Annotated in this window: 17 protein-coding genes and 1 tRNA gene; 11 read left to right on the plus strand and 7 right to left on the minus strand. The window is 71.8% G+C overall.

What is annotated here, in order from left to right; translation table 11 throughout:
- Window positions 1–8: 8 nt before the first annotated feature.
- Window positions 9–719 (plus strand): DUF4190 domain-containing protein, encoded by a 711-nt coding sequence (locus tag ACFVX6_RS29040; RefSeq protein WP_389696379.1) that lies wholly within the window; start codon window positions 9–11, stop codon window positions 717–719.
- Window positions 720–791: 72 nt separating this feature from the next.
- Here ACFVX6_RS29040 and ACFVX6_RS29045 read toward each other — a convergent pair whose 3' ends face one another.
- From ACFVX6_RS29045 to ACFVX6_RS29055, 3 genes are all read right to left on the minus strand, one after another.
- Window positions 792–2420 carry a TROVE domain-containing protein gene (locus tag ACFVX6_RS29045; protein ID WP_389696381.1) on the minus strand — a complete coding sequence of 543 codons (1629 nt, stop codon included), beginning with the start codon at window positions 2418–2420 and terminating at the stop codon, window positions 792–794.
- 335 nt (window positions 2421–2755) lie between these two features.
- A tRNA-Ser gene (locus ACFVX6_RS29050) sits at window positions 2756–2817 on the minus strand.
- A 105-nt stretch (window positions 2818–2922) separates the two neighbouring features.
- Complete coding sequence (locus ACFVX6_RS29055) at window positions 2923–3474, minus strand: NADAR family protein (RefSeq protein ID WP_389696383.1); 552 nt, start codon at window positions 3472–3474, stop codon at window positions 2923–2925.
- Window positions 3475–3668: 194 nt separating this feature from the next.
- Here ACFVX6_RS29055 and ACFVX6_RS29060 point away from each other — a divergent pair, with 194 nt between their 5' ends.
- The 8 genes from ACFVX6_RS29060 (at window position 3669) to ACFVX6_RS29095 (ending at window position 13577) form a co-directional block, all read left to right on the plus strand.
- Window positions 3669–5210 carry a gamma-aminobutyraldehyde dehydrogenase gene (locus ACFVX6_RS29060; protein ID WP_389696411.1) on the plus strand — a complete coding sequence of 514 codons (1542 nt, stop codon included), beginning with the start codon at window positions 3669–3671 and terminating at the stop codon, window positions 5208–5210.
- A 51-nt stretch (window positions 5211–5261) separates the two neighbouring features.
- On the plus strand, window positions 5262–6512 hold the full coding sequence (locus ACFVX6_RS29065; protein ID WP_389696385.1) for a spermidine/putrescine ABC transporter substrate-binding protein: 1251 nt from the start codon (window positions 5262–5264) through the stop codon (window positions 6510–6512).
- An 82-nt stretch (window positions 6513–6594) separates the two neighbouring features.
- Window positions 6595–7746, plus strand: a complete 1152-nt coding sequence (locus tag ACFVX6_RS29070; RefSeq protein ID WP_389696387.1) for an ABC transporter ATP-binding protein — start codon at window positions 6595–6597, stop codon at window positions 7744–7746.
- On the plus strand, window positions 7743–8672 hold the full coding sequence (locus ACFVX6_RS29075) for an ABC transporter permease (RefSeq protein ID WP_389696389.1): 930 nt from the start codon (window positions 7743–7745) through the stop codon (window positions 8670–8672). Before ACFVX6_RS29070 ends, ACFVX6_RS29075 begins: the two co-directional genes overlap by 4 nt.
- Window positions 8672–9478: an ABC transporter permease gene (locus ACFVX6_RS29080; RefSeq protein ID WP_389696391.1), complete on the plus strand. Its 807-nt coding sequence runs from the start codon at window positions 8672–8674 to the stop codon at window positions 9476–9478. Before ACFVX6_RS29075 ends, ACFVX6_RS29080 begins: the two co-directional genes overlap by 1 nt.
- A gap of 22 nt (window positions 9479–9500) precedes the next feature.
- A complete protein-coding gene (locus ACFVX6_RS29085) occupies window positions 9501–10919 on the plus strand; it encodes an NAD(P)/FAD-dependent oxidoreductase (RefSeq protein WP_389696393.1) in 1419 nt (472 codons plus the stop codon).
- A 224-nt stretch (window positions 10920–11143) separates the two neighbouring features.
- Entirely contained in the window at window positions 11144–11608 is a 465-nt protein-coding gene (locus ACFVX6_RS29090) for a hypothetical protein (RefSeq protein WP_389696395.1), read from the plus strand.
- A 151-nt stretch (window positions 11609–11759) separates the two neighbouring features.
- Window positions 11760–13577, plus strand: a complete 1818-nt coding sequence (locus ACFVX6_RS29095) for a chitinase (RefSeq protein WP_389696413.1) — start codon at window positions 11760–11762, stop codon at window positions 13575–13577.
- Here the strand turns inward: ACFVX6_RS29095 and ACFVX6_RS29100 are convergent.
- The 4 genes from ACFVX6_RS29100 to gabT all read right to left on the minus strand — a co-directional run bounded on the left by ACFVX6_RS29100 (window position 13562) and on the right by gabT (window position 19598).
- Entirely contained in the window at window positions 13562–14833 is a 1272-nt protein-coding gene (locus tag ACFVX6_RS29100; protein WP_389696397.1) for an McrC family protein, read from the minus strand. The two genes, ACFVX6_RS29095 and ACFVX6_RS29100, sit on opposite strands and share 16 nt — an antisense overlap.
- Window positions 14817–17255, minus strand: coding sequence for an AAA family ATPase (locus ACFVX6_RS29105; RefSeq protein ID WP_389696399.1), 2439 nt, complete (start codon window positions 17253–17255; stop codon window positions 14817–14819). The genes ACFVX6_RS29100 and ACFVX6_RS29105 overlap by 17 nt, the downstream gene beginning before the upstream one ends.
- Before the next feature lie 9 nt (window positions 17256–17264).
- The gene (locus tag ACFVX6_RS29110; protein ID WP_389696401.1) at window positions 17265–18083 is read right to left on the minus strand and encodes a phosphatase PAP2 family protein; all 819 of its coding nucleotides are present in this window, start codon (window positions 18081–18083) and stop codon (window positions 17265–17267) included.
- 165 nt (window positions 18084–18248) lie between these two features.
- Window positions 18249–19598 (minus strand): 4-aminobutyrate--2-oxoglutarate transaminase, encoded by a 1350-nt coding sequence (gabT, locus tag ACFVX6_RS29115; RefSeq protein WP_389696403.1) that lies wholly within the window; start codon window positions 19596–19598, stop codon window positions 18249–18251.
- A gap of 434 nt (window positions 19599–20032) precedes the next feature.
- Here gabT and ACFVX6_RS29120 point away from each other — a divergent pair, with 434 nt between their 5' ends.
- On the plus strand, window positions 20033–22285 hold the full coding sequence (locus ACFVX6_RS29120; protein WP_389696405.1) for an ATP/GTP-binding protein: 2253 nt from the start codon (window positions 20033–20035) through the stop codon (window positions 22283–22285).
- A 171-nt stretch (window positions 22286–22456) separates the two neighbouring features.
- Window positions 22457–24037, plus strand: a complete 1581-nt coding sequence (locus tag ACFVX6_RS29125) for a PucR family transcriptional regulator (protein ID WP_389696407.1) — start codon at window positions 22457–22459, stop codon at window positions 24035–24037.
- Window positions 24038–24172 lie beyond the last annotated feature (135 nt).

Raw genomic sequence — 24172 nt, forward strand, 5'->3', positions numbered from 1 at the left:
GGCGCCGTATGACCGATCAGAGCCCCGAGTCGCGAGACCCCTGGGCGCCGCTGGAGCAGCCCGCGGTCGATCTGGGCAAACAGCAGGGTGGGACGGGGGCGCCGAGCGCGCCGGGGGTGCACGACCAGCAGACCGTCACGGGGATGCCCGGCGGCGGAGGGATACCCCCGGGCACGCCCGTGCCCGCACCCCAGCCCGGGCAGGCGCCCGGCGCGACGCCCGCCTACGGCTACCCGGCGCAGCCGGATCCGGCCGGGTACGGCTACCCGGCCCAGCCGGGCGCGCCGCAGGCCCCGTACGGCGGCTACCCCGCCCACCAGGGCGCCCCGCAGCCGTCGTACGGCGGCCAGCCGGCCTATCCCGGGTATCCGGGATACCCCGGATACCCGGGGTACCGGCCCATGAGCAACGGCTTCGGCGTCACCGCGCTCGTCCTCGGGATCATCGCCGTGGTCAGCTGTTACCTGGGCCTGCTGTTCGGCGTCCCGGCCGTCATCTTCGGCGTACTGGCCCGCGGCAAGGCCAAGCGCGGCGAGGCCGACAACGGGGGCATGGCGCTGGCCGGCATCATCACCGGCGCGGTCGGCATCGTGATCAGCTGCCTGTTCATCGCCCTCATGATCTTCGGTGTCCTGCTCGGGGACGAGGGCTCCGACTCCGACTACGACTCGGACTACTCGTCTCCGTACGAGAACACGCAGGTCCTGCACCGCGGTTGATCCGCACGGCGGGAACAGCGGAAGGGCCGGGCGGGGACATCCACTGTCCCCGCCCGGCCCTCGGCCGTGCTGTCAGCGGGCCGCGTCCGCCTGCCCGGTCTCCCAGGGCCACCTGGCGTCCAGGCCGTCCTCGATCAGGGACACCATGCGGAAGGCCGCGTCGGTGAGCCCGCCGAAGGTGTGCCGGTGCGCGGACCCGGAGGGTGCGTGGCCCACCCGGTATCCGGCGAGGTTCCACGTGTACACCGGGACCGTGTCCGGTACCAGGGCCGTGGGATCGCCGCCGTAGGCGTACGTGGCCTGCTCGTCGGTGACGATCAGGACCCGGTCGTGGCCCGCGTAGTGCGTGCGCACCGCCTCCGCCGTGTACGTGCCGCCGAGGTCCTCGAACCGCTCCAGGACCTTCAGCACCGACTCCCCGCGCCGGTAATCGACCGCCTTGCTGGTGGAGCCGAACTGCACCAGGTCGGCGTCCTCGGCGCGCAGCGCCAGCGCCGTCCCGAAAACGGCTGCCGCGTCCGCCCTGTTGAGCTGCGAGCGGTCCGACAGCGGCGACCACATCGACCCGGACCGGTCCACCAGGACCAGCGTCCGCCCGGGCAGCGCCGGTACGTGGGCCAGGGAGTGGCCCAGCGCCCGCTCCAGCGGGTACGCCCACCGCAGCGAGGGCGCGTGCTGGTAGGCGGCGAGGTAGCGGAAGGGGAACTGCCGGGCCCGGGCGACGGTCTCCGGGTCGGAGATCTTCGCCGCGACCTGCGCGGCGACCTCGTCCGAGACTCCGGCCTGGTCGAAGTTGCGCAGGTTGCGCAGCAGCGCCATCGCGCCCATGGACGGGATGACCGCCTCCCAGGCTGCCGCGTCCATCGGCCCCTGCAGCCAGCCGGCCAGCGCCTCCCAGGTCATGCCCGCCGCGGCGAGCCGCTCGGGGCCGTCCGCCGCGGTGACCACGGCCCGGCGCTCCGCCACCGGCAGCTCCATCAGGGCCCGGTGCGCGAGCAGGGTGCGGTTGCCCGGCGGGACCTCGGCGGTCTCCGGGTTGTGCCGGCGGTCGAGGGCGTGCCGGAACAGCTCGCCCTGCCAGGGCTTGGCGGGGTCGGGGGAGGCGTGCACCAGGTTGAGGACGTCGCCGAAGCGGTATCCCCGGGTAGCCGTGTCGTACTTCAGCAGCGAGTTGCCGGAATAGAGGCGGCGCACGGCGTCGGCGATCCCGCGCTTGACGGGCTTGGGCACGTTCCGCCCGTACGCGGCCGTCCAGTAGGCGAGCAGCTCGCCGGGCTCGTCCGCGCGCAGCAGTACGGAGTCCACGACCTGCCGGTTCGACGGCCCCCCGGTCGCTCCGGCGTCGAGCCGCGCCTTGACGTACTCGGCGGCTCCGACGAGCGAAGCCGTCCGCATGTTGCCGTCGCGCCGCAGCCAGCCGAGCAGGCCGGCGGTCCACTCGGGATCCTCCACGGCAAGGGTGCGCACGAGCGCGCCGTAGCGGTCGTCGCGGGCCTCGCCGGACTCGTAAGCGGTCTGCTGCGTCACGAAGTTGGCGACGGCGAGCAGGAACAGCTCCGAGCGCGGATCGCGGAGGAAGCCGGTGCTGCGGTGCGCGTTGGCGGCGCGGTGGCCGGTGGAGCGGACCGGTGAGGCGGGTGCGCTGGGCGAAGCGGGTGCGGTGGGCGCCGCCTTGGAGCGGAGCAGGTTGAAACGAGCCATGTGAATCCCCCCGAATTCAGTGGAAACCGGGGGAGGCGTGACGTACGGAATGCCCGAGATCGAAGTCGGCGACGGACTATGTCGACTGCTCTATCCAACTGAGCTACCGGCCGGAGCCGGGCGGGACTCGAACCCGCGACCTGTTGATCCGGAAGTAACCGTTGCCTGCGCACCGGGCACTCCGCACGTGCGCCTCCCGAGGAAGAAGTGGCCGCGGCGTTGTTTCGTGGAGGAAGTAGCCGTGGCCGGCGCACCGGGAGGTGCGAACGTGGTGTCCAGAGATCGAGGTCGGCGAAACCACGTGGTGCTCTACCAACTGAGCTACACCGGCCCGAAGCCGGTGACGGGACTCGAACCCGCGGCCGCCCCATTAACAGTGGAAGTAGGTCTCACCTGCGCACCTGGACAAGGATCACGCTAGACGTCCGCCCCGGCGCGCGCACCCGATTAACGCGGTACCACAGCTCCGCCAACGCGGTACCACAGCTCCGCCTACGCGTTGCTACAGCTCCGCCCGCAGCCGCTCGCGCGCCTCCATGAGCGCGAAGCCCAGCAGGTTCAGGCCCTGCCAGCGCGCCGGGTCCAGGGCCCGCTCGTCGTCGGCTGCGAGCCCGATGCCCCAGATCCGGTCCATCGGGCTGGCCTCCACCAGGACCCGCTTGCCGGTCGAGAGCAGGTACGAGGTCAGCGCCGGATCCGAGCCGAACTTGTGCACGCTGCCCTCCACCACCAGCGCGAACCGCTCCCGCACCCACACCGCGTCGTCGAAGCCGCGCACCAGCCGCCCGGCCTTCTTCGCCTCCGCCGGTGTCTTCGCCTCCAGGGCCGCGCGCTCCGCCTCGGCGTCCTCGAACAGGCGCGCCTTTCCGGCCATCATCCAGTGCTCGGCGGTGGCGTACCGCACGTCACCCACGGTGAACTCGGACGGCCACCACTGACTGAGGCAGCTCGGTCCGAGCGTCCCGTCGGGCCGCGGACGGTGTCCCCAGAACGGCAGGAACTTCAGCCTCTCACCCCGGCTGACCTGCCCGATCAGTTCCTCGATCTTCTCCATGCATGCGAGTCTCGCAGGAGCACCGGACACTTCGTACGGGATTTCGGGCGCGCCTCGACACATGGTCGACCGATTCCGTCGCGTAATCAAAAGGCAACAACGGAATCACTTGGCCGAGGGGTGTACCTCTGCCAGGATCGGCACTCAATTCGAGCTGTAGCTCGAACTGTAGCTACGGAGAGCGTGAGAGCGTGATGGGCAACCGCTTCCAGGTCAAGGTCCAGGTCAAGGACCGATTCGCCGAAGGCGCGCAGTACATCGACGGGCAGCTGCGGCCCGGCACCTCGGGCCGGTCACACACCGTGGTCGACCCTGCCACGGGCGAGGAGGTGCTCACCTACGAGCTGGCCTCCACCGCCGACGTGGATGCCGCCGTCGCCGCCGCCAAGCGGGCCTTCCCGGGCTGGTCCGGAGCCACCCCAGGGGAGCGCTCCGACGCGCTGCACCGGCTGGCCGGCGTCCTGTCCGAGCGGGCCGAGGAGTTCGCGTACGCGGAGTCCCTGCAGTGCGGCAAGCCGGTCAAGCTGTCGACGGAGTTCGACGTGCCGGGGACCATCGACAACACCGCCTTCTTCGCGGGCGCCGCGCGCCACCTCCAGGGGCAGGCCGCCGGGGAGTACTCCGGGGACCACACCTCGTACGTGCGCCGCGAGGCGATCGGGGTCGTGGGCTCCATCGCGCCGTGGAACTATCCGCTGCAGATGGCCGCCTGGAAGATCCTTCCGGCGATCGCCGCGGGCAACACCATCGTCCTCAAGCCCGCCGAGCTCACCCCGCTGACCTCCCTGATGTTCGCCCAGGCGGCCAAGGAAGCGGGCCTGCCCGACGGCGTGGTCAACATCGTCACCGGCGCCGGCCGGGACGCGGGCGAGCACCTGGTCGGCCACCCGGACGTGGTCATGACCTCCTTCACCGGGTCCACCGCCATCGGCAAGCGGGTCGCCGAGATCGCCACCGCCACTGTCAAGCGGCTCCACCTGGAGCTGGGCGGCAAGGCCCCCTTCCTCGTCTTCGACGACGCCGACCTGGAGGCCGCGGCCAACGGCGCCGTCGCCGCCTCCCTGATCAACAGCGGCCAGGACTGCACGGCAGCCACCCGTGCCTACGTCCAGCGCCCCCTCCACGACGCCTTCGTCGCCCGGGTCGCCGAGCTGATGGAGACCGTCCGCGTCGGCGACCCCTTCGACCCGTCCACCGACCTCGGCCCGCTGGTCTCGCACGCGCACCGCGACCGGGTCGCCGGTTTCGTCGAGCGCGCCCGCGCGTACGCCACGGTCGTCACCGGAGGCGAGATCCCCGGCGCCAGGGAGGGGGAAAGTAGCCTCGCGGACGGTGCGTACTACCGTCCCACGCTGATCTCCGGCGCCGCCCAGGACAGCGAGGTGGTCCAGTCCGAGATCTTCGGGCCGGTCCTCGTGGTCCTGCCCTTCGACACCGACGACGAGGGCATCGCGCTGGCCAACGACACCCCGTACGGTCTCGCCGCCTCCGCATGGAGCCGTGACGTGTACCGGGCGAACCGCGCCACCCGTGAGATCCAGGCGGGCTGCGTCTGGGTCAACGACCACATCCCGATCATCAGCGAGATGCCGCACGGGGGCTACAAGGCCAGTGGCTTCGGAAAGGACATGAGCACCTACTCCTTCGAGGAGTACACGCAGGTCAAGCACGTGATGTACGACAACACCGCGGTGGCGGCGAAGGACTGGCACCGCACGATCTTCGGGGACAGATAACCAGTAGCCGCCCGACCAGCGGCCCGCACCCATCCCGAAAGGGCACCTCCCATGGAGCAGTTCGAGCCCGACCGCCTCTCGGCGGCGCAACTCGCCGCCATGCGGCGCAGCCTCACCACCGGGCGCGGCGCCCTCACCCGCCGCTCCGTGCTGCGCGCCTCCGGAGTCGGAGCGCTCACCCTCGGCGGCCTGTCCGCGCTGGCCGGCTGCGGCATCCCGCCGGCCAAGCGCGCGGAGGGCACCGCCGCGGCCTCCGACGACCACTCGGAGCAGGAGAAGGAGATCAACTTCTCCAACTGGACCGAGTACATGGACACCAGCGAGGACGAGAAGTCGCGTCCCACGCTGGAGGAGTTCACCAAGCGGACCGGTATCAAGGTCAAGTACACCGAGGACATCAACGACAACGTCGAGTTCTTCGGCAAGATCAAGCCCCAGCTCGCGGCCGGCCAAGACACCGGCCGCGACCTGATCGTCGTCACCGACTGGCTCGCTTCGCGCATCATCCGGCTCGGCTGGGCCCAGAAGCTGGACCCCTCCCACCTCCCGCACGCCTACGCCAACCTGATCCCCCAGTTCCGCAGCCCCGACTGGGACCCGGGCCGCGCGTACAGCTACCCCTGGACCGGCATCAACACCGTGATCGCCTACAACACCAAGGCGACCGGCGGGAAGAAGGTCGACTCCGTCACGCAGATGCTCGACGACCCCTCCCTCAAGGGCCGCGTCGGCTTCCTCACCGAGATGCGCGACAGCGTCGGCATGACCCTGCTCGACCAGGGCAAGGACCCGGCCAACTTCACCGACGCCGACTACGACGAGGCGATCGGCCGGCTCCAGAAGGGCGTGGACAAGAAGCAGATCCGCCGCTTCACGGGCAACGACTACACCGCGGACCTCGACAAGGGCGACCTCGCAGCCTGCCTGGCCTGGGCCGGCGACGTCATCCAGCTCCAGGCCGGCAACCCGGACATCCAGTACGCGATCCCGGCACCCGGCTACATCACCTCCAGCGACAACCTGCTGGTCCCCGTGAAGGCCCGGCACAAGGCCAACGCGGAGCGGCTCATCGACTACTACTACGAGCCCGAGGTGGCGGCGCAGCTGGCCGCCTACATCAGCTACGTCTGCCCCGTCGAGGGCGTCAAGGACGAGCTGGCCAAGATCGACCCGGCGCTCGCGGACAACGTCCTGATCGTCCCCGACAAGGCGATGGCCGCCAAGTCGCACGCCTTCCGCTCCCTCACCAGCGAGGAAGAGACGGCGTACGAGGAGAAGTTCGCCAAGCTCATCGGAGCCTGACGGGTCCCGCCGCGTCCCACCGGCGACGACACCCGTACCGGCACCTGCCCCTTCCACGACACACCACCGAAGGCCCAGGCCCATGACTGACAAGACCGAAGGCGGCGACGTCCGCCTCGCCGGGATCAGCAAGCACTACGGATCCTTCACCGCCGTGCACCCGCTGGACCTCACCATCCCCCAGGGCTCCTTCTTCGCCCTGCTCGGCGCCTCGGGCTGCGGGAAGACCACCACCCTGCGCATGATCGCCGGCCTGGAGGAGCCCTCCACCGGCACCGTCAGCCTCGGCGACCGCGAGGTCACGCACCTGCCGCCGTACAAGCGCCCGGTCAACACCGTCTTCCAGAGCTACGCCCTCTTCCCGCACCTCGACGTCTCGGAGAACATCGCCTTCGGGCTGCGCCGCCGCGGCATCAAGTCGGTCAAGAAGCAGGTCGACGACATGCTGGAGCTGGTCCAGCTCGGCCAGTTCGCCCAGCGCAAGCCGCACCAGCTCTCCGGCGGCCAGCAGCAGCGCGTCGCCGTCGCCCGCGCGCTCATCAACCACCCGCAGGTCCTGCTCCTCGACGAGCCGCTCGGCGCGCTCGACCTCAAGCTGCGCCGCCAGATGCAGCTGGAGCTGAAGCGGATCCAGACCGAGGTCGGCATCACCTTCGTGCACGTCACGCACGACCAGGAAGAGGCCATGACCATGGCCGACACGGTCGCCGTGATGAACGGCGGCCGCGTCGAGCAGCTCGGCGCCCCCGCCGACCTCTACGAGAACCCGAAGACGACCTTCGTGGCGAACTTCCTCGGCACCTCCAACCTCATCGAGGCCGAGGTCCTGGAAGCCGGCGCGTCCGACGTCGTCGTGTCCTCGGCCGGTACGAAGCTGCGCGTCCCGGCGGCGCGATGTTCGACCACACCCCGCGCCGGCGGCAAGCTGCTGGTCGGGGTGCGCCCGGAGAAGATCTCCCTGGTCCACGCGGACGCGGTGGACACCGTCGAGGCCGGCCGCAACAAGATCGCCGGCAAGATCGCGGCCACCTCCTTCATCGGAGTCTCCACCCAGTTCGTCATCGACAGCCCGGTCTGCCCGGAGCTGGAGGTGTACGTGCAGAACATCGAGCGCGACGCCCGCCTGGTCCCCGGCGCCGACGTGATACTGCACTGGAACCCGGACCACACCTTCGGCTTGGACGCCGCTCAGGACATCGACGCCGGCATCGAGACGGTCGAGGAGAGCGCGTGACCGCCCCCGCGACCCTCCCCGAGGTCGCCGTTTCCGCCGAGCCCCCGGTGCACAGGCCGTCCCTGAAGAAGCGCCTGGTCCCGTACTGGCTGCTGCTCCCGGGCATCCTGTGGCTGTTCGTCTTCTTCGTGCTGCCGATGATCTACCAGGCCTCGACCTCGGTGCAGACCGGCTCCCTCGAAGAGGGGTTCAAGGTCACCTGGCACTTCCAGACCTACTGGGACGCCTTCACCGAGTACTACCCGCAGTTCCTGCGCTCCCTGCTCTACGCCGGCACCGCGACCGCGCTGTGCCTGCTGCTGGGCTATCCGCTGGCCTACCTGATCGCCTTCAAGGCGGGCCGCTGGCGCAATCTGCTCCTGGTGCTGGTCATCGCCCCGTTCTTCACCAGCTTCCTGATCCGCACCCTCGCCTGGAAGACGATCCTGGCCGACGGCGGCCCGGTGGTCGGCGTCCTCAACACGGTCGGCTTCCTGGACGTCACCAGCTGGCTCGGCATGACCGAGGGCGACCGCGTCCTCGCCACGCCGCTCGCGGTCGTCTGCGGTCTGACGTACAACTTCCTCCCCTTCATGATCCTTCCGCTCTACACCTCGCTGGAGCGCATCGACACCCGCCTCCACGAGGCGGCCGGGGACCTGTACGCCCGTCCCGCCACGGTCTTCCGCAAGGTGACCTTCCCGCTGTCCATGCCGGGCGTGGTCTCCGGGACCCTGCTCACCTTCATCCCGGCGAGCGGTGACTACGTCAACGCCGAACTGCTCGGCTCCACGGACACCCGCATGATCGGCAACGTCATCCAGTCGCAGTACCTGCGCATCCTCGACTATCCGACGGCGGCCGCGCTGTCCTTCATCCTCATGGCCATCGTGCTCGTCATGGTCACCATCTACATCCGCCGAGCGGGGACGGAGGACCTGGTCTGATGAAGAGCACCACCACCTGGCTGCGCCGCAATCTCGTCGTGATCGCGGGGCTCGGCACGCTCGCGTACCTGATCCTGCCGAACGTCGTCGTCACGGTCTTCTCCTTCAACAACCCCACCGGGCGCTTCAACTACGCCTGGCAGGAGTTCTCCCTCGACGCGTGGAAGGACCCCTGCGGGGTCGCCGACATGTGCGAGTCCCTGTCCCTCTCGCTCCAGATCGCCCTGTGGGCCACCATCGGCGCGACGGTGCTGGGCACCGCGATCGCCTTCGCGATGGTCCGCTACCGGTTCCGGGGGCGCGGCGCGGTCAACTCGCTGATCTTCCTGCCGATGGCCATGCCCGAGATCGTGATGGCGGCCTCGCTGCTCGCACTCTTCCTCAACATGGGCATCCAGCTCGGCTTCTGGACGATCCTGATCGCCCACGTCATGTTCTGCCTCAGCTTCGTCGTCGCCGCCGTCAAGGCCCGGGTGCTCTCCATGGACCCCCGCCTGGAGGAAGCCGCCCGCGATCTCTACGCCGGACCCGTGCAGACCTTCCTGCGCGTCACCCTGCCGATCGCGGCCCCCGGCATCGCGGCGGGCGCGCTGCTCTCCTTCGCGCTCTCCTTCGACGACTTCATCATCACCAACTTCAACTCGGGCAACACCGTCACCTTCCCCATGTTCGTGTGGGGATCGGCCCAGCGCGGTACGCCTGTGCAGATCAACGTCATCGGCACCGCGATGTTCGTCATCGCGGTCCTGGTGGTGCTGGGCGGCCAGATGGTCGCCAACCGCCGCAAGAAAGCACAGCCCAAGTAACACCTGTAGGGAGTTGGAAGACATGGCCCCAGACGCCATGCGCACCGCTGCACGATCTCTTTCCGAAGCGAAGCCGGTCTCGTACTGGCTGGACGACCCCGGCAAGCCCGCCGCCGAGCCCGCCCTCACCGGGGACGAGCACTGCGACCTGCTCGTCATCGGCGGCGGCTACAGCGGCCTGTGGACCGCGCTGCTCGCCAAGGAGCGCGACCCCGCCCGGGACGTCGTACTCATCGAGGGCCACGAGGCGGGCTGGGCCGCCTCGGGCCGCAACGGCGGCTTCTGCGCCGCCTCCCTCACCCACGGCCTGGCGAACGGGATGGCCCGCTGGCCGGACGAGCTCGCCAAGCTGGAGGACCTCGGCGCCCGCAACCTCGACGCCATCGAGGAGGCGGTCGCCCGCTACGGCATCGACTGCGACTTCGAGCGCAGCGGCGAGATCGACGTGGCCACCGAGCCGCACCAGGTCGCGGAGCTCCGCGAGTTCCACGCGGAGGCCGAGCGGCTCGGCCTAGCAGGCCGCTCCGAATGGCTGGATGCGGACGCGGTGCGCGCGGAGGTCGACTCCCCGACCTTCCTCGGCGGGGTCTGGGACCGCGACGGCGTCGCCATGCTCAACCCGGCGAAGCTCGCCTGGGGCCTGAAGCGCGCCTGCCTGGAGCTGGGCGTACGGATCTACGAGAACACGCGCGGGCTGGACCTGGTCGGCTCGGGAGCCGGGATGGCCGTGCGCACCCCGTACGGGCGGGTCTTCGCCCGCCGGGTGGCGCTGGGCACCAACATCTTCCCGTCGCTGGTCAAGCGGGTGCGCCCGCTGACCGTTCCGGTCTACGACTACGCGCTGATGACCGAGCAGCTCACCGAGGAGCAGCTCGCCTCGATCGGCTGGAAGAACCGGCAGGGACTGGGCGACAGCGCCAACCAGTTCCACTACTTCCGGATCACCCCCGACCGGCGGATCCTGTGGGGCGGCTACGACGCGATCTACCCGTACGGCGGCAAGCTCGACGCCGAGCACGACCACCGGCCCGAGACCTACCTCAAGCTCGCCGAGCACTTCTTCACCTGCTTCCCGCAGCTGGAAGGGGTGAAATTCAGCCACGCCTGGGGCGGGGCGATCGACACCTGCTCGCGCTTCTCCGCCTTCTTCGGCACCGCGCACGCGGGCAAGGTGGCCTACGCGGCCGGCTACACCGGACTGGGCGTCGGAGCCACCCGCTTCGGCGCCGACGTGATGCTCGACCTCCTGGCGGGGGAGAAGACCGAGCGCACGGAGCTGGAGATGGTTCGCTCCAAGCCGATGCCCTTCCCGCCGGAGCCCTTCGCGTGGACCGGCATCACGATGACGAAGTGGTCGCTGGCCCGGGCGGACCGGCTGGGCGGGCACCGCAACCTGTGGCTGAAGACGCTGGACCGCTTCGGTCTCGGCTTCGACAGCTGAGCCCCGACAGCTGAGCCCGACAGCTGAGCCCCGATGACGGTGCGCCGGCGCGCCGGTGCGCTGATCGGGTAAGCGACCTCCGCACGCCCCGGGCGCACATCGCCCCGGGCAGTGTGACCTGCTTCACTACCATGGAGTAACGAAACCCGCGTCATACCTGCGCCCGGCCCCGCTCTCTCCTGTGAGAACGCTTCACCTCACCCACAGAGAGCGGAGGCCGGGCGATGACGATCCCGGGGGACAAGACGGCAGTGGAATGGCTCGTCTCGGTGGCGCCCGATCCGGACGCCTGCCGGTGGGAGTGGGAGCGCAACCCCCTCGGGGTCGCCCTGCTGCCCGCCGGCCGGCGGTGGGACGTGCTGATCCTGCCGGGGGAGCTGGGACACGCCACCCTCGAAGTACTGGACGCGCTGCTCGACCGGCCCGGCCCGGTGCTCGCCGATTTCGGCGACTCCAGGCTGGGCTTCTTCGTGCCCCCGGGGACGGCGTCCCGCTGGGTCGGCACGGGAGTGCGGGGGGCCGGGCACGGGACCTGGATCGTGGTCCCGTACCCCGGCCGGGCCACGGGCGGGGTCCGCTGGCTGGTGGTCCCGGACGGGCAGGGCACGCTCACCGATCCGGTGGTGCTGGAGCTCGCGATGCACGAGGCGGCGGCGCGCGTCGTGGGGCGGGGAGGCGGGAAGTCTTGACAAGGACATTGGTCTGGACCATCTTGGGCGCCGCTGCGCCTTCCCCCACCGCTTCCCCGTGCGCGGCCCGGCTCCATCCCCCCATGTACCGGAGGCAGTTGTGCGCCCCACCCGTCCTGCTCGCCCCACCCGCCCCGCCAGACCCACCGTCATACGCTCCGCGCTGTCCCTCCTTACCGCCGCCGCCCTCGCGGCGGCCGGCCTCCTCGCCGTCGGACAACCGGCCGCCGCGGCCGACGCCGACCTCATCCGCAACGGCGGCTTCGAAGCCGGCCTCGACGGCTGGAGCTGCTCGGCCGGCAGCGGAGCCGCCGTCAGCACCCCCGTGCACGGCGGCGCTTCCGCCCTCAAGGGCACCCCGGCCGGGCAGGACAACGCCCGCTGCTCCCAGACCGTCACCGTCAAGCCCGACTCCGCGTACACGCTGAGCGCCTGGGTGCAGGGCGCGTACGTCTACCTCGGCGCGACCGGCACCGGGACCACGGACCCGCAGACCTGGACCCAGACCCCGGGTGCCTGGAAGCAGCTGAGCACGAGCTTCCGTACCGGCGCGGCCACCACCTCGGTGACCGTCTACACGCAGGGCTGGTACGGCCAGCCGCCGCAGTTCACCGACGACGTGACCCTCGTCGGCCCGGACCCCGGCGGCTCCGGACCCGGCCCCCAGGTCCCGGCCGCCCCCGCCGGGCTCACCGCGTCCGCCTCCTCCGCCACCACCGTCGGCCTCTCCTGGGCGGCCGCGACCGGGGCCACCTCGTACAAGGTCTACCGGGACGGCGCGAACCCGACCGCCGTCAGCGGCACGTCGGCGACGGTCACCGGACTCACCGCCTCCACCGCGTACTCCTTCCAGGTCAGCGCCGTGAACGCGGCCGGCGAATCCCCCAAGAGCGCCGCCGTCCCCGTGACCACCCCGAGCGGGGGCGGCAACCCGGGCAACCCCGGCCTGCCCGCCCACGCCCTGGTCGGCTACCTGCACGCCAGCTTCGCCAACGGCTCCGGCTACGTTCGGATGGCCGACGTACCCGCCTCGTGGGACGTCATCAACCTGGCCTTCGGCGAGCCCACCTCGGTGACCTCGGGCGACATCCGCTTCCAGCTCTGCCCGATCAGCGAATGCCCGACCGTCGAATCGGCCGCGGAGTTCAAGGCGGCCATCAAGGCCAAGCAGGCCGCGGGCAAGAAGGTCCTGATCTCGATCGGCGGCCAGAACGGCCAGGTCCAGCTCGGCACCACGGCGGCCCGCGACACCTTCGTCTCCTCGGTCGGCAAGATCATCGACGAGTACGGGCTCAACGGCCTCGACATCGACTTCGAGGGCCACTCCCTCTCCCTGGCCACGGGCGACACCGACTTCCGCGCCCCCACCACCCCGGTGATCGTCAACCTGATCTCGGCCGTGAAGACCCTGAAGGCCAAGTACGGCCCGGACTTCATCCTGACGATGGCCCCCGAGACCTTCTTCGTACAGCTCGGCTACCAGTACTACGGATCCGGTCCCTGGGGCGGCCAGGACCCGCGCGCCGGCGCCTACCTCCCGGTCATCCACGCCCTGCGCGACGACCTCACCCTGCTCCACGTCCAGGACTACAACTCGGGCTCGATCATGGGCCTCGACAACCAGTACCACTCCATGGGCGGAGCCGACTTCCACATCGCCATGACGGACATGCTGCTCACGGGCTTCCCCGTGGCCGGCAACACCGCCCGGGTCTTCCCGCCGCTGCGCGCCGACCAGGTCGCCATCGGCCTGCCGGCCACGACCAACGCGGGCAACGGCCACACCTCCCCGGCGGAGGTCACCAAGGCGCTGGACTGCCTGACGAAGAAGTCCGGCACGACCTGTGGCACCTACCAGACCCACGGCACCTGGCCCGCCCTGCGCGGGCTGATGACCTGGTCGATCAACTGGGACCGCTTCGGCAGCTGGGAGTTCTCGAAGAACTTCGACGCCTACTTCGGCGGCTGACCGACGACCTCGCGCCACACCCGGGCCGCAGCCTCCAGGGGCTGCGGCCCGGTCAGCCGGCCCAGGACCGACCGGAGGTCCAGCGGAACGGACCGGACGCGTGCCGAGGTGGTGCCCGCGTGGTTCCGTACGGCGACGCGCGCCCCCGAGGCGTCCGGTCCGGCGGGATGGACCAGCACGCACTCGGCAGGACTGCCCAGCGCGTGGGCGTAGAGGAACGCCTGGTAGATGTCCTGTGTCGAGAGCTTCTTCCCCTCGTACAGCTTGTACTTCGCGTCCACCGGCAGCCGGAACGGCACCCCGCCGCGCACCCCGCGGACCAGGACGTCGGGCCGCACCTCGCTGTAGTGCTTCTGCGTGTCTTCGTCGACGAGCACCCGCCGCTGCGCCGACTGGCCGGTCACCGTCAGCCCGCTGCCCGCCGCGCCGTCCCTGAGCAGCCGCGTCACGAAATCCTCGAACAGCCCGTTCATGTCGACGAAGAACGCCCGGGAGGCCAGCGGGCCTGTGGTGAACAGCCCGTCGATCCCGCCGCCCGACAACAGCAGCCGGGCCCACCGGTGAGCGGGCCGGTAGTGCTCGTTGTGCCGGTGGTAGGCCAGCGTGGAAACGGCCTGGCGCAGATCCCCGAGCGGGGTCGGCGCCAGCGTTCCGAACTGTGCGGCGGCCCGCCGCGCCCGGGCCCGCACCTGGGGAGAACCGGCCGTGCGGGCGGCCCGTTCCACGGCCGCGGCGCACAGCCGGTTGTCGACGACGTCCGTGTCGTGCTCGTCGAAGCGGCACGCGAGCCGGTCCAGGCGTCCGTGGTGGCGCAGCACCTGCCGGTCGGCCAGCAGCCGGCCCCGGACGACCGGCAGATCCTCCTCGCGGGTGGCGTAGTCCTTCCGGACCCCGTGCCGCAGCAGCCGCTCGCAGTGCTCGGTGACCATCAGCGCGACGAGGTCGCGCAGGTCCGCGTCGCCCTGCTCGAGCCACCGGCCGGCCGCCGGCATCCGCACCCGGCCGCCCGCTGCGTACTCCAGCATCCGCAGCACGTCCAGGCCGTCGCCGAGGTGTTTCGGCAGGACCCGGATCTCGCACGTGTCCAGCCGCACGACTCCCACGTACGCCCTCGCCTCGACTTCCAGGCAGTCGCCGGCCAGCTCCCGGATCCGCAGCACCGGGTCCAGGGCGCCGTCCGCGAGCAGCCGGCGGTCGGCGTCGGTCAGCCGGACACCGGGCAGGACCGCCCTGTCGTACTCACGCAGGCTGGGCATCGGCGCAGTCCTGGAACTCCTCGTACAGGGCGGCCACCAGATCCTCGTCGGGCAGCGCCCGCAGCGTGTGCGACACGGGGTCGACCAGGGCCTCCCCGAGGAAGCCCGTGAGCAGCCCGTAGTCGTCGTAGGCGTACTCCTGGAGCAGCGGCCAGATCTCGTCCCTGATCACGGAGGCCAGTTCCGCGGCGGTCGCGAGGGGCTTGCCGCCGGGCAGGAAGAAGGCCTGGCCTATCTGCTTCTCCCGGTCCAGCTCCCGCCGGATCCGGTGGTTGAGCGCGTCCAGGAACACGCCGAGGTCGAGTTCGTCCACCGGGGAACCGCGCAGCGGTCCCGCGTCGGGGAGCAGTTCCAGGAAGGCGAAGCGGCGCCGGACGGCCGAGTCGAGCTGCCGGATCGAGCGGTCGGCGGTGTTCATGGTGCCGAGCAGCTGGACGTTGCGCGGGACGCAGAACGCCTCCTTGGACAGGGGGAGGGTGACGGCCATGCCCCGCTTGTCCTTCTCGATCACCGTGATCAGCTCTCCGAGGACCTTGGGGAGGTCGGCCCGGTTGAGTTCGTCGACGACGACCAGGTACGGGTGGCCGGGGTCGGCGGCCGCCCTGGCGCACACCTCCTTGAACACGCCGGCGGTCGTTTCGAGCGAGAGGCCGGCGCTGCCCGGCCGCGGGCGCAGGCCTTCGATGAAGTCCTCGTAGCCGTAGCCGGGGTGGAAGGTGACCAGGGTCAGCCGGCCGGCGGCGGTGAGGGCCCGCACGGTGTGGTCGAAGTTTTCGTCGCCCGGCTCGGCGGCCGGGTACAGGCCGGGCAGGTCGTCGGACAGCTCGCCGAGCCGGCGGACCGCGAAGCGCAGGGCCTGCCGGGTCTTGCCGGTTCCGGGCGGACCGTAGAGGACGGCCTGGCCGCGCCGGTCCAGGGCGTCGGAGATCCGTTGGAGCCCGGCACCGAGGGGCGGGAGCAGGTCGGCTTCCACCTCCACGGCCTCCGGGGCGCTCCCGGTGCGCAGGGCCTGGATCCGCGACCAGAGCTTGGGCCGTACGTCGGTGACGAGCCACGGGCCCCAGTCGCCGGCCGAGGGGTCGAGCACTCCGGCGTAGGTGCCGGCCCAGTCCACGGAGACGGTGTGCCGATGGCCGGTGAGGTCGGGGCGCCAGCGGTATCCCTCGCCGGTGACCTGGCCGACCCCGAGCACGGTGTCGCGGCCGGCCATCGCCACGATCCGGTCGCCCGCGCGCAGCCCGATCAGGTCCCACAGGCCGAGGTCGTCGAGGGAGGCGCCGGACCCGGGGGTGCCGGGGGCGCCGTCGGAGCCGGATGCCTCGGTGAACTCCTCCGAGCCGGCGAAGCCGTGCAGATCGCCGAGCGTGTCGTGGCCGACGGCCAGGTAGCCGCCCGCCAGGCACTGCGGCCACCTCCGGACGCCGTCCTCGATCCCGATGCGGACGATGCGGGGGGCCACCCGCGGGGGCGCCCACCAGAGGAGGAACCGCAGGACCAGCTGCGGCGGCCAGTCCTTGGACCCCTCCCGGTCCTGGAACAGCCGGCGCAGGGCCTGCTTGCGGGCGAACGGCCTGAGCCCGCCGTACGCGTCGCCGCCCGCGAGCGACAGGTAGTGCCGCGTGAGGTGGTCGGCGTACACCGGCAGGATGGCGTCCGGTGCGTAGATCCGCAGCGTCTTGGCGACGACCGTGACGCCGGAGGCGACCGCCGCGATGTCGTCGATCTCCGCGACCCGGCCCGCCCGCGCCGCCTCGACCGCCTCGAGGATGCCGGCCCGGACCGCCTCCCACGCCGTCGCGGCATCGGGGTACTTGGCATCGTGCCACCAGCTGCCGTCCCTGCGACGGAAGACGAAGTGCTTGTACGCCGACCCGCCGGTGATGCTGCCGAGCGGCTTGCTGCCGTACTCCAGGTCCCGGCTGTAGAAGGGCCCGGGGAGCCCGGGCTGCTGCCCCAGCGCGTACCGGTCCAGGGACAGCGCCGGCCACTCCTCCCACGGGAACCGCTCGCGGAACCGCGCGGCCTCGCGGTCGGCGGCCTCCACCGCGGAGCGGTGCGCGTCCGGGTCGAAGGCCGCGAACGCGGCGTCGAGGGGCCAGTAGGGGAGGCTGTCGGCGTGGTCGTCGGTGACCGCCCGCAACGCGCAGGAGCACACACCGGTGAGGGGCTTGCCCACACCGTTGACCAGCCCGCGGGAAGCGGAGAACGCGGCGGGATCGGAGGCGTCGAGGAGCTGGCGCCACAGAACCCCGGCGGGGTCGGGATGCCTCGGGAGGTCTCCGGAATCGGTGAGGTGCCAACAGGACTCGCTGTGGTGGATCTTGACGCCGCTGCGCGGGAGGATCACCTCGCCCCCCGACGGGGTCAGTTCGTGAGCCCGCCCGCCGTGCGTGACGGAATACTTCAGCCGTTCCTGCGCCATGCCGCGACCTTAGCCGGGGCGGCGGTGTCCCGTGGCCCACTGCACCCCGAGCAGCAGCGGCGTGCACATCAGGAAGCTGGCCAGGACGTCCAGGGGCCAGTGGTAGCCGCGCAGGATCAGTCCCGTCGCCGTCAGGGCGGTGAGGGCGGCCGCGAGGGGGAGGGGCCAGCGGCCCCGGGCGTACGGGCGCACGAGCAGGGCGGCGCCCGCGTACGCCACGTACGCGGTGGCCGTGTGGCCGGAGGGGTAGTAGCCGGAGGCCCAGGGCTCCAGGGGGCCCGACCGGCCGGTCCACTCCTTCAGCGGGACGATCAGGGCCGGCACCAAGGCCATGGCCAGGGCCGCGGCCGCCGCGCCCCGTCGGTTGCCGCGCCGGGCGGCGTAGACGACCGCGAGGAGCAGGACGGGGACCGCGACCGGGACGTTGCCGAGGTCGGAGAGACGCTGGGTGACCGCATCGGGGACGGTGCGCACGAGCGCCCGGCTGAGGGCCGTGTCCGGGACCAGCAGGGGCCCGGACGCGAGGACCTGCCAGGTGGTCAGGGCGAAGAGCGCGACGCAGAGTGCGGAGAGCGCGTAGGCCGCGGAGACCGGCGAGAGCGGTGCGGTCGGCCGGATCCCGGAGAAGAGAGTGGCCGGCCGCCCCGGAACAGGGGGGGTGGTTCCGGGGCGGCCGCCCGGATCGGGGTGCCGGGCGCCCCGGGGGGTTTGGGGCGTGCGGCCGTCCGATCGGTGAGGAGTGTGCGCGAACGCATGCCCAGTGCGGCGCTGGGGAAGCCCGGTACTGGTGTCGCCTCCGGTTTCCCGGGAGCGGGGTGTCTCACTCATCTGCAGAAACCGTACGGCAGCGGAAGGGGGACCGACAGCGGGAAAACGCTCCCGCCATCGGCCCCCCACACCTTCTTCACAGTGCCCGACCGTTACCCCCGGTAGTGAACGCGCGGTGATCGAGGATCGCGGCCCCGCGTTCTAGCGCCTGTGTCAGACGTTCGATCAGAGGGTGGCGAACGCGGCCTCGATGACGTCCAGGCCCTCGTTCAGCAGGTCCTCGCCGATGACGAGCGGCGGCAGGAAGCGGAGCACGTTGCCGTAGGTGCCGCAGGTGAGGACGAGGACGCCCTCGGCGTGGCAGGCCTTGGCGAGCGCGGCGGCCGCCTCCGGGTTCGGGGTCTTGGACGAGACGTTTTCAGGAGTGTCGGTCTTGACGAGCTCGATCGCGATCATGGCGCCGCGGCCGCGGATGTCGCCGACGATGTCGTACTTCTCCTGGATGGCCGTCAGGCGGGCCTTCATGATGGACTCGATCTTCTTCGCCGCGGCGTTGAGGTCGAGCTCCTTCATGGTCTCGATGGAGCCGAGCGCACCGGCGCAGGCCACCGGGTTGCCGCCGTAGGTGCCGCCCAGGCCGCCGCCGTGCACGGAGTCCATCATCTCGGCGCGGCCGGTCACGGCGGCGAGCGGCAGGCCGCCCGCGATGCCCTTGGCGGTCGTGATGAGGTCGGGGACGATGCCCTCGTCCTCGCACGCGAACCACTGGCCGGTGCGGCAGAAGCCGGACTGGATCTCGTCGGCGACGAAGACGATGCCGTTGTCGTTGGCGAACTTCACGATCGCCGGGAGGAAGCCCTTGGCCGGCTCGATGAAGCCGCCCTCGCCGAGGACCGGCTCGATGATGATCGCGGCGACGTTCTCGGCGCCGATCTGCTTGACGATGTTGTCGATCGCCTGGGCGGCGGCCTCGGGGCCGCAGTTCTCGGCGCCGGTCGGCCAGCGGTAGCCGTAGGCGACCGGGACGCGGTAGACCTCGGGGGCGAACGGGCCGAAGCCCTGCTTGTACGGCATGTTCTTCGAGGTCAGGGCCATCGTGAGGTTCGTACGGCCGTGGTAGCCGTGGTCGAAGACGACGACGGCCTGGCGCTTGGTGTACGAACGGGCGATCTTGACGGCGTTCTCGACGGCCTCGGCGCCGGAGTTGAACAGCGCCGACTTCTTCGCGTGGTCACCCGGGGTGAGCTCGGCGAGGGCCTCGCAGACCTCCACGTAGCCCTCGTAGGGGGTCACCATGAAACAGGTGTGGGTGAAGTCGGCGAGCTGCGCGGCGGCGCGGCGCACGACGGCCTCGGCGGAGGCGCCGACCGAGGTCACGGCGATGCCGGAACCGAAGTCGATCATGCGGTTGCCGTCGACGTCCTCGATGATGCCGCCGCCCGCGCGGGCCGTGAAGACGGGGAGCACGGAGCCCACGCCGCCGGCCACCGTCGACAGACGGCGGGCCTGCAGCTCCTGCGACTTGGGGCCGGGGATCGCGGTGACGATGCGGCGCTCCTGCGGGACAGCGGTCATAGGGGGCTCCTGGGGGGTGTTTTCGGACGCACTTGTGTCTTTGTCCGCAGGCTAGGCCCGGGAGGCGGGGTCCTGCATGCTCCGTTCGGGAGTGATGCCCGCGTGTCCTTGTCCGTGACGGCCATAGGAAGGAATCCGCGCCTGTCTTGTGGATCATGACCGGGTACGGGCCGCGGGGCCGCGACGGCCACTAGATTGAGCGCGCAGGACCAGTGCAGGGCAGTTGCAGCGCAGTGCGGTAACGGGCAGGGGGCAGAGGGTTCATGGACACCGACGGCACGCACGGCGGGGACCGCAGCAGTTACGGCGGCTCGCCCGATGTGGGGGCCGGCGGTCCCCACATCCCCCGGCCGGCCGGCCCTCCGCCCATGCCGCCGCGACCGGTCACGGCCCCGCCGCCGCCCGCGTACGCCCCGGGAAGTCCCGTCGCAGGCGTGACCACGGCTCCCGCAGCGACTGCCTTCACCGCTTGGCTGAGCGCCCCGCGACCGGAGGCGAAGCCCGGCATCTGGCGCTACGCCTACACCCCGGCCGCACCGAAGCCCGAAACCAACGGCCGGTCGCTGATCACGCGGGTCGTGGTCTCCTTCCTCGTCTTCTTCGTGTGCTGGCAAGCCTTCCTCGACGGGAACCTCCCCTTTCTCGGAGCTCCGCTCTACTACTTCACCCCCGACAGTTGGTGGGAGGGGGGACTGACCAACGGCCCGATCGACCACCGCGGCCAGGCGGCCCTCGAGGTCTACGTGCTGCTGGTCACCGTGGGTCTGTTCATCGCATTCGCCAAGATGGGCGGCTGGCGGACCGCCTTCGACCAGCTGATCGCGGCCCGCGGCCCCTGGTACCGCGCGCTGGGCGCCGCAGCAGGAGCCTTCGCCGTGGTGCTGCTGATCCAGAGCCAGACCCTGGTGGTCTACCCCCTGGTCTTCGGTCACCTGCCGTACGCGGAGCTCGGCGAAACGGGTGGCTCGGTGGTCACCAACGCCCTCTACGTACTGATCTACGCCCCGGTCGTCGTTCTCTTCGCCCGCCTCGGCGGCTGGGCCGGCTTGCTGACCGGCCTCCGGTCCTCCGCCCTGCCCGCCGATGCCCCGCAGGCAGCGAACCCGGACGGCCCGGACTCGCCGGCCGGCTGGCCGCAGCTGCGTGCCGCCGGGCTGGCGGAGACCGCGGACCGGCTGGCGACAGAAGCCCGGCAGGGGCGGATGAACGACGTCGACCACGCCCGGATCCGGCGGGCCTGGGAGTCCGTGAAGGCCGACCCCGCGCGGCGCCCCGCCTTCGTGGAAGCCGTACGGAACAAGGGCGCGGCCGCCTGCGGCCACCCCTCGGGCGCCCGTGATCTGCCCGTCCGTACCGCCTCCCACGACCTGACCGTCGGCCAGGTCTGGCTCGGCAAGGTCACCGGTGCCGAGCCGAACCCCCACGAACGCCGCGGGACCGGGCTGGCCCTCGACCCCGGCGTGCTGGGCACATCGGTCCTCGCCGTCGGCCCCTCGGGCTCGGGCAAGACGCACGGGCTGGTCAGGCCGGTCGTGGAGTCGCTCGCCCTCCAGGCACTGGCCGGGCAGGCGGCCGTGATCGCCGTCGGCGCCGCCGGATCCCGGCTCGGACCCGACGACGCCTACGACATCGTGGTGCGCCCGGGTGACCCGGCATCCGTGCACGATCTCGACCTCTATGGCGGGACCGGCGACTCCGACGAGGCGGCTTCCTTCCTCGCCGAAGCCTTCGTGGGCGACCTGCCGGGCGTCGACGTACGCCGGGCGGCAACGGCTCTCGCCCAGATCCTCGGGCCGTTCCATGCCGCGTACGGCCGCTTCCCGACCGTGCCCGAGCTGCGCGCACTGCTCGAGCAGTTGCCCGCGGCGGTCGGGGCGCTGCGTCAGGAGCTGGAGAACTCCGGGCAGCAGGGCATGCTGCGGGAGCTCGATGCCCGGGCACGGCAGCACGCCGTCCACGGCGACCCGGGACCGGCCCTCGCCGACAGGGCGGCGCTGCTCGACCGGCCGGCGTTCCACGGCTTCTTCGACACCACCGGCGGCGGGCGGCCCTTCTCCCTCCGCGCCTTGGGACACCCCGTCCGGGTACGTGTGGACCTCCCCGAACGCGGCCATCCGGACGCCTCCCGGCTGCTGGCCCGGCTGCTCCTCGCCCAGTTCAACGCGGCGGCCGCGGCCCGCGGCGACCGCTCCCTGTTCGCCTTCCTGGCCCTCGACGACGCTTCGCACACCCTCACCGCCGAGGCCGTGCGCAGCATGCAGGGTCTCCGGTCGGCCAACGCGGGCGTTCTGTTGGCGCTGCGCACCCTGGACGACGTACCCGAAGGGCTGCGTACCCCGCTCCTCGGAACGGTCGGCTGCCGGATGGCCTTTTCCGGGGTCACCACGTGGGACGGCAAGTGGTTCGCCGACGCCTGGGGAACCGAGCTGGTCGAGACGCGGGACGTCACGAGCCGCACGGTCTACGCCGACCAGCCCTTCACCCGGGCCGTGCACGCGGTACGCAAGGTGATCACCGGCAAGGCGGTCACCACGGACGCCGTCACCGTGCGGAAGGTGGAGCGGGAGCGCTGGTCGGCCTCCGCCCTCGCCAACACCGTGCCTCCCGGCCACGCCGTGCTCTCCCTGACCTCCGTCCGCGGCGAGCGGGCCGCCCCGCTGCTGGTGCGGCTCGGGGGGCAGGGCTGAAGGCCGGGGAGGGGGGAAGGCGACCAGAGGGAGGGAATCCGTACGGGGTGGCAGAATCAAGGGAGCCGTTCGTACGACACGGCGAAAACCGCGGTGGTGGTCCACGGCGAGAATCCTCCGTCGGCACCTCGCCGCCGAACCCCCTCCTCTCCCTAAGGCGCCCCGGTACCCATGCCGCTCACCCTCGCCTCGCTCGTCCAGCACTCGGCGCTCAAACTCAGCGTCCGGGCCGGGGAGGGCCGCCTCGACACCCCCGTGCGCTGGGCCCACGTCAGTGAGCTCGCCGACCCCGTGCCGTACATGGAGGGCGGGGAGCTCCTCCTCATCACCGCGATGAAGCTGGACGCGGAGGACCCCGAGGAGATGCGGCGCTACGTGCGCCGGCTCGCGGCGGCCGGGGTCGTCGGCATCGGCTTCGCCATCGGCGTGAACTACGACGCCGTGCCCGAGGCGCTCGTGGAAGCCGCCACGGCCGAGGACCTGCCGCTGTTGGAGGTGCCCCGGCGCACCCCGTTCCTCGCCATCAGCAAGGCCGTCTCCGCCGCCCTCGCCGCCGACCAGTACCGGGCCGTCACCGCCGGCTTCGAGGCGCAGCGCGAGCTGACCCGGGCCGCGCTGTCCGCCGACGGGCCCGCCGAACTGCTGACGAAGCTGGCCGCGCACGTGCACGGCTGGGCCGCGCTCTACGACACCTCGGGCGCCGTCGTCGCGGCCGCGCCCGACTGGGCCGCGCGCCGGGCCGCCCGGCTCACCCCCGACGTGGAACGGCTGCGGGAGCGGCCCGCGCCGGCCAGCGCCGTGGTCGGCGGCTCCGAGGACCGGGTGGAACTCCAGTCGCTGGGCACGGGGCGGCGGGCGCGCGGAGCCCTCGCGGTCGGCACCGGGGCCCCGCTCGGCACGGCGGAGCGGTACGCCGTCCACTCCGCGGTGGCCCTGCTGACCCTCACCACGGAACGCTCCCGCTCCCTGCACGACGCGGAGTCCCGGCTCGGCGCCGCCGTGCTGCGCATGCTGCTCGCCGGCCAGGCGGAGCACGCCCAGGCCGTGGCCGGGGACCTGTACGGGGCCCTGCTCGACGCACCGTTCCGGATCCTCGTGGCGGAACCCGCCCTGGCGGGCACGGCCCAGCCGGAGGGACTGGCGCTGCTGGCCGACGCCGTGGAATCGGCGGCGGCGCGCACGGGGGAGACCCTGCTGGTGGTGCCGGAGCCCGGCCGGCTCGTGGTCCTGGCGGCCGACGGGGGCTCGGCGGTCCAGGCCTGCGCGGAACACGCGGAGGCCCTGGAATCGCGCCGCGGCCGGGAGTCGGCCGAACCGGAGCCGGACGAGCTGGTCCTCGGGCTGTCGGCGCCCGCGGCGGCCTCCGGCGTGGCGGCGGCGTTCAAGCAGGCCGACCAAGCCCTGGCCGTGGCCCGGCGGCGCGGCCGCCCCATGGTCGAACACGAGGACCTGGCTGCGGGCTCGGTCCTCCCCCTCCTCGCCGACGACGCGGTACGGGCCTTCGCGGACGGCACGCTGCGGGCGCTGCGCGAGCACGACGAGAAGGGCCGGGGCGACCTGGTGGCCTCCCTCCAGGCCTGGCTCTCCCGGCACGGCCAGTGGGACGCGGCCGCCGCCGACCTGGGCGTCCACCGCCACACCCTGCGCTACCGCATGCGCCGCGTGGAGGAGATCCTCGGCCGCTCCCTGGACGACCCGGACGTCCGCATGGAGCTGTGGCTCGCCCTGAAGGCGACGTCGGCCCCGGCGTAACGCCGAGTGGGCCGGCTGCCGCTGCGCGGGGCAGGTCCCCTACCCGCCCTTCGCCCGTTCCCCGGGGCTGTGCCCCGGACCCGCCTGGGGCACAGCCCCAGACCCGCCGCGCAGCGGCCAATCCAGCCCGTCCGG

This window comes from Streptomyces sp. NPDC058289 (assembly GCF_042880975.1).
GTDB lineage: Bacteria > Actinomycetota > Actinomycetes > Streptomycetales > Streptomycetaceae > Streptomyces > Streptomyces stoeckheimensis.

What these genes read in the sequence shown, in the direction of transcription:
- ACFVX6_RS29040 (WP_389696379.1), top strand. Translation starts at nt 9, where the DNA reads ATGACCGATCAGAGCCCCGAGTCGCGAGACCCCTGGGCGCCGCTGGAG.
- ACFVX6_RS29045 (WP_389696381.1), bottom strand. Translation starts at nt 2,420, where the DNA reads ATGGCTCGTTTCAACCTGCTCCGCTCCAAGGCGGCGCCCACCGCACCC.
- ACFVX6_RS29055 (WP_389696383.1), bottom strand. Translation starts at nt 3,474, where the DNA reads ATGGAGAAGATCGAGGAACTGATCGGGCAGGTCAGCCGGGGTGAGAGG.
- ACFVX6_RS29060 (WP_389696411.1), top strand. Translation starts at nt 3,669, where the DNA reads ATGGGCAACCGCTTCCAGGTCAAGGTCCAGGTCAAGGACCGATTCGCC.
- ACFVX6_RS29065 (WP_389696385.1), top strand. Translation starts at nt 5,262, where the DNA reads ATGGAGCAGTTCGAGCCCGACCGCCTCTCGGCGGCGCAACTCGCCGCC.
- ACFVX6_RS29070 (WP_389696387.1), top strand. Translation starts at nt 6,595, where the DNA reads ATGACTGACAAGACCGAAGGCGGCGACGTCCGCCTCGCCGGGATCAGC.
- ACFVX6_RS29080 (WP_389696391.1), top strand. Translation starts at nt 8,672, where the DNA reads ATGAAGAGCACCACCACCTGGCTGCGCCGCAATCTCGTCGTGATCGCG.
- ACFVX6_RS29085 (WP_389696393.1), top strand. Translation starts at nt 9,501, where the DNA reads ATGGCCCCAGACGCCATGCGCACCGCTGCACGATCTCTTTCCGAAGCG.
- ACFVX6_RS29090 (WP_389696395.1), top strand. Translation starts at nt 11,144, where the DNA reads ATGACGATCCCGGGGGACAAGACGGCAGTGGAATGGCTCGTCTCGGTG.
- ACFVX6_RS29100 (WP_389696397.1), bottom strand. Translation starts at nt 14,833, where the DNA reads ATGCCCAGCCTGCGTGAGTACGACAGGGCGGTCCTGCCCGGTGTCCGG.
- ACFVX6_RS29105 (WP_389696399.1), bottom strand. Translation starts at nt 17,255, where the DNA reads ATGGCGCAGGAACGGCTGAAGTATTCCGTCACGCACGGCGGGCGGGCT.
- ACFVX6_RS29110 (WP_389696401.1), bottom strand. Translation starts at nt 18,083, where the DNA reads ATGAGTGAGACACCCCGCTCCCGGGAAACCGGAGGCGACACCAGTACC.
- gabT (WP_389696403.1), bottom strand. Translation starts at nt 19,598, where the DNA reads ATGACCGCTGTCCCGCAGGAGCGCCGCATCGTCACCGCGATCCCCGGC.
- ACFVX6_RS29125 (WP_389696407.1), top strand. Translation starts at nt 22,457, where the DNA reads ATGCCGCTCACCCTCGCCTCGCTCGTCCAGCACTCGGCGCTCAAACTC.